This window comes from Paraglaciecola sp., from assembly GCF_030730205.1.
Classification (GTDB): domain Bacteria; phylum Pseudomonadota; class Gammaproteobacteria; order Enterobacterales; family Alteromonadaceae; genus Paraglaciecola.
This window is the reverse complement of the sequence record NZ_JANQVQ010000036.1, coordinates 1-5569: the sequence shown is the minus strand read 5'-3', so window position 1 is coordinate 5569 and position 5569 is coordinate 1. Positions and strand designations below refer to the sequence as shown.

Here is a 5569-nt window from a genome sequence, read left to right as displayed (position 1 = left end):
CAAGATGGGTGTTTAAGGGTGACGGGATTCTGCGGGGTATGAGGGCTAGTTTCCGGTTTATTGAGGGGCATAATTTACTCCTTTTTTGACATGGTAACTTGCTCTATCCTGACAAAGAAAAACCTTTAAACCAAGCAAAGTATTGAACCTATTTTTCGATATTAAAAGAATCAACAACTAATTATATGACCGTAATACATATTTGCTCCACATTTGGCCGTTAAGCTACTCATTAGTCATTTCTCAAATTTAAATGAAACGTCTGAGGCTCTAGATGAAAAAAAATAACTGGTTAATTATATTTATCGTTGTGTGCGGTTTTTCCCTAAGTGCATGTAATGATGAGAGTGGTAAATCTCAGCAGCAAGCTAATGAGTTTGTCTTAACCAGTTCAGATATGGTGGATGGTGGCAATTTACCTGTTACTTATACTTGTGATGGGGAAAGTGTTAATCCGCCATTAAGTTGGAGTGGAGCGCCACCATCCACTCAGTCCTATGCCTTAATTATGCATCACAATGCACCAGATGGGGTGCATTGGTATTGGACGATGTATAACATAGGTGGCGATGCAACACATGTTAACAGTGGTCAAACACTTGGCCTATTGGGCACCAACAGTGTTAATGATTTAAAGGCCTATGCTCCTCCTTGTTCTAAAGGCCCAGGCGAGAAAAGCTACACCTACACCCTTTATGCTTTATCTGCGCCAGTAGTATTAAATGAAAATACCAGAGTAGACAGAGCAACACTGTTAGCTGCCATGCAGAATATTACTCTGGGATCTGCACAATTAAGCGTTAGCTATGAACGCAGTAATAAAAGAAGCGAAAGACAGGGTAGTGATAACAGACCGCCTGCTAAGCCAGAGGAACAGCCTAGCTCTGAACATGGACCGAATTCTTCATCATTTATACCACCTGATTTGTCGGTCAATATTGATTCAGCTCGTTGTCGAACGGTTCAACAATCGGTAAGCGAAGCGGGTTTTGAGCAAAGCGTCAAGGTTGTTTGTGATGAAAATTATGCTTATATCGCGTCTTCAACCTATCCAAATCATCAAATGATGACTGGCATTAGCGGCACTAACGAGCAAATCCCAGTACCTGCAAAAGATTATGCTGCACCGATTAAACTTAATCCTAAAAAAGCTAAAACCTTAACCACTATTGATGCCGCTGTAGGTGTGGCGGTAAATGGCGTACCTATTTACGATTATTCATCCCAAGGCGAGCTGGATGTGAGTCAATACGATGCAAAACATGACACCTTAGTTTTAGGACAACTAGACAACTGTGGAGGCCATGCGGGACGAGGTGATGACTATCACTATCATGTATCACCTACCTGCATGATCGCTACCATGAAAAATCAAAAAGATGCAGCCATTATTGGTTGGGCATACGATGGTTACCCCCTTTATGCTGATAAAAACCCAGATGGCAGTGAGATCACTGAAGGTGATTTAGATGCGTGCAATGGCCAAGCAGATGAGACCTTTGGTTATCGTTACCAAACATCAGCTACTCCTCCTTATATCATCCAATGCCTAGTCGGTGAGGTTGATACGGCCAAGTTACCTAGAGTTTCTCCCTTAAGTGGTGATAGCCAAGGTATAAGAGCCGATCTTAGACCACCACAGGGTGAGGTAGAAAACCTAAAGCATACTGTGTCGAAAGACGGCAGCCGTACTATGAGTTACACCTACAAAAGTGAAGACTATTTTACAACTTATCGCCCCTCAACTCTGGGTGATAGCTGTTACGACTTTAAACAAAAAACCATTAGCAATGGTGGCAAAGTAGACACGGGCACATTTTGTAGAGAGTCCCAACCAAACAAACCTAAGCCTAATCCTAATCCTAATCCTAAGGTTGCACTCGTACATGAACTTAACCCCAAAATTTCAGGTCAACATCATTTAAAACTAGAAGCATGGGCGGATAACTGGTTTGCCGCCTATGTTGGTGATGAGTTATTAATCGAAGATTCAGTACCTATTACCACAGAGCGCTCGTTTAATGCTGAGACTATTGAGTTTTCCGCCAATTACCCTATTCAGCTTAATTTAATTCTCAAAGATTTTAAGCAAAACGATTCAGGCTTAGAGTACATAGGCGCTAGAAATCAACAAATGGGCGACGGTGGGTTTATCATGCAAATAACCGATACCGACACTAACAAGGTGGTATCAGTAAGCGATAGTAGCTGGAAGTGTGAGGTGTTACATAAAGCGCCGCTTAACAAGCTATGTGAGAAAGAATCCAACCCTATTGCCGGTCAAGGTTATTGTACTTTTATGTCTAAAGACGCCCCTGAAAATTGGATGCAAAGTGATTTTGATGACTCGTCATGGCCACAAGCTACCGAGCATAGCTTTGCCTCGGTCGGACCCAAAGATGGTTATGATGAAATAAACTGGGACAAAAATGCCAAGTTTATCTGGGGTGACGATCTAGAAACCGACAACACCTTAATTTGCAGAGCCACCATTAAACAAGCCAAATAGCTGGGGTAGTTGGTCATGATGATGTGGGTATTTAAACAATTAAAATGGGCAAAATTAGCCGGGGTTTTAGTCTGGGCTTTGGTGACTATTGCTACCTCGTTGAATGCCCATGTATTAACAGAAACCAGTGCGCAAGTTATTTTGCGCGATGGGCAAATTGAAATAAAAATACTTACTGATATTGAACATTTGATAGGGGCTTTACAAAGTGAGCAAGCATGGTTATTGGGTGATATAGATACCGTCATGCCGCAAAATTTAAGCCTTAGCCAACAACAAGAATTTATACAAAACGCCCTTAAACAAAAGATGCACTTAAGGGTAAATAACAAGGTTATCAGTATTGAGGCTGTTATTTTTGCCAGTGAGAGTAATGACTCTGAGCAGAATATGGCGCACGGCCAAGAAATTGTTTTTCATGCTAGGCATAGCTTTGCTCAGGTAAGCGAGCTCACTATTTCATTTCATAAAAGTTTAGGGACGGTACATATCAGCATTGTTAAACCCCAATATATACTGCTTAATGCTGGCGATGTTGGCCACTTTGAATTGTAAAACTTGGTTAGTGAAATAGGCTTACTTAAGAGGAATTTTAGTAAGCCATAAGCGCTGATAAATAGGTAAATCCCTTAATTGTAGGCATAGATTCAGTATGTAATACTGCGGCATAAGCATAAAATTATCTTCTTAACGACCAGAGAACCAGTGAAGTTAATACATAAATTCTTTTTAGCTTTTTTCATCACAAACATTATCTTAGTTGGATTAATGTTTGTTTTTATCTACAGCAATTTTGCCGCTGAGTTTAATCACTTTGTTGAACAAGAAGAGCAAAAACAGGTGGTAGAAGTTAAGCAGCAATTGGTGCAGCTGTACGCAGAAGTAGGCAGTTGGGAGCCTATTAGCCACAGCTCTCAATTGTGGCGTTCTATCGTTGATCCTAAAATGAATCCAAGTGGCCCCAAGGGCATACAACAAAATAAAAGCGACATTAACCTTAGCGCCAATGACGAGAAAAGTATTAGCGAGCAACAAGCACCGTCTTTATTATGGTCAAACCTTCCGGCAGACCTACTGCAAACAGGTAAGCGGATCAGCTTATACGATCACGATAAAAACGTGGTCGTCGGTCGAGAGAACGTCATTGATAACCCTCATATAGAGCCTATTTTATTCAATAATAATGTGATTGGCTGGATAGGCTTAGTACCCACTAGTTTGGTGGAAAACAGCTCTGCCAATGTCTTTTTAGCAGCCCAGTTTCATAACTATTTCATCATCACCTTATGCGTTATTTTACTGGCCTTTATGATGGCTATAGTTTTATCTAGGCATTTAACTAAACCCATAAAACAGCTTGTTTTCGCCACCAACGAATTAAACAAAGGGCATTATGACAGCAGGATTTCAAGCCTTACTCAGGATGAGTTGGGCACCTTATCGCATAATGTGAATGCCTTAGCTTGTACACTTGAACAAAATCAGCAAATGCGATTTCAATGGGTTTCAGATACCTCACATGAATTAAGAACCCCACTAACGGTATTACGCTCCCATCTATTAGCGGTGCAAGACGGTGTTTTTGTCGCTGACCCTAAGCGTATTACTTTATTGATTAATCAGGTTGATAATTTGAATCACATTGTTGACGACCTTGCACAATTAGCTAACAGCGACAGCGCTAATATGAAGTACCAATACGATGAGGTTGATGTAATTCAAGTACTCCAACAAACAATTGAAAACTACACTGCGCGCTTTCAAGAACACAAACTAAGGGTTAATAGTGACGCTTTAAAAAATGCACAGCCATGCACAGTAAATGGCGATAAAGACAGGCTACAGCAGTTATTTGCAAATTTACTCGAAAATACCTGTCGATATACCCATGAAGGCGGTCAGGTAAACATAAAAATAAATAAAATGAATGACAAGCTAGAGCTAATTTTAGAGGATTCAGCGCCAGGGGTTTTACCCCAAGATCAGGCTAAATTATTTGAACGTTTTTATCGGGTAGAAAAATCTCGGAATAGAGATTATGGCGGCTCGGGTCTGGGTTTATCCTTATGTAAAAAAATAGTCGAAGCCCATGGTGGGGAGATTTCACTGCATGATTCACCCTTAGGTGGCTTAGCAGTCAAATTCACTCTGCCTGTGATAAGTTTATAAGATGACAAGCGTTAAAATACTGATTGTTGAAGACCAAGAAAACATTGCCGAAGTTCTGAGCGCTTATTGCCAGCAACAAGGTTATGCCACCGAGTATTTTAATAATGGCAAGGGCGTGGTGGACTATGTAAAACATCATCACCTTGACTTAATACTACTCGATCTAATGCTACCAGAGGTTGACGGCATCACCCTTTGTCGAGAAATCAGAGTATTTTCAAATGTGCCGATTATTATGCTAACGGCAAAAAGCGAAGAAATTGATCGCTTACGGGGTTTAAACCTCGGGGCCGATGACTATATCTGTAAGCCCTTTAGCCCCAAAGAAGTTATCGCGAGAATACAGGCCGTATTAAGAAGAATCGATCCCCCTAAAACACAGGTTATTCATCACTCTGGTTTTGAGCTGCATAAAGCTGATTACATTGCTTTTCTAAAGGGTAATGATATTGGATTTACGGCGATAGAATTTAAAATATTTCTTCTTTTTATCAGCCAAGTTGGACGTGTGTTTACCCGCGAAGATATTATTAATAACATATATAACCAATCCTTAGATATGTCAGACCGCAATATTGACACTCATATCAAAAACATACGCAAAAAAATAAGTGAAATTGAGGCAGGATTAAATCCTATTATCTCTGTTTATGGTGTTGGCTATAAATTTAGACAGGCCCCTTTATAGGTAATGGCAACGTCGTTTCATTGACGATAATAAAGTCCCTCCTTTGGTTCTCTAACCGTCAATGATGTATTCAATCAGTATTAGCTCTTACTAAACTAATCACTACCGACTTATAGGCAGGCGTATTGCTTTTGTCTGCCACGCTACTCAGCGGAATAAGGTCGTTCGTTTCAGGATAATAAGCCGCCGTGTTGCCTCTTGGA

General features: G+C 40.5%; 4 protein-coding genes. All 4 read left to right on the top strand.

Annotated features, from left to right (window positions below):
• Positions 1-274 precede the first annotated feature (274 nt).
• The 4 genes from NWQ57_RS03670 (at position 275) to NWQ57_RS03655 (ending at position 5366) form a co-directional block, all read left to right on the top strand.
• Complete coding sequence (locus NWQ57_RS03670; RefSeq protein ID WP_306020709.1) at positions 275-2509, top strand: YHYH protein; 2235 nt, start codon at positions 275-277, stop codon at positions 2507-2509.
• 15 nt (positions 2510-2524) lie between these two features.
• On the top strand, positions 2525-3064 hold the full coding sequence (locus NWQ57_RS03665; RefSeq protein WP_306020708.1) for a hypothetical protein: 540 nt from the start codon (positions 2525-2527) through the stop codon (positions 3062-3064).
• A gap of 213 nt (positions 3065-3277) precedes the next feature.
• The gene (locus NWQ57_RS03660) at positions 3278-4678 is read left to right on the top strand and encodes an ATP-binding protein (RefSeq protein ID WP_306020707.1); all 1401 of its coding nucleotides are present in this window, start codon (positions 3278-3280) and stop codon (positions 4676-4678) included.
• A gap of 1 nt (position 4679) precedes the next feature.
• Complete coding sequence (locus tag NWQ57_RS03655) at positions 4680-5366, top strand: response regulator (RefSeq protein ID WP_306020706.1); 687 nt, start codon at positions 4680-4682, stop codon at positions 5364-5366.
• Positions 5367-5569 lie beyond the last annotated feature (203 nt).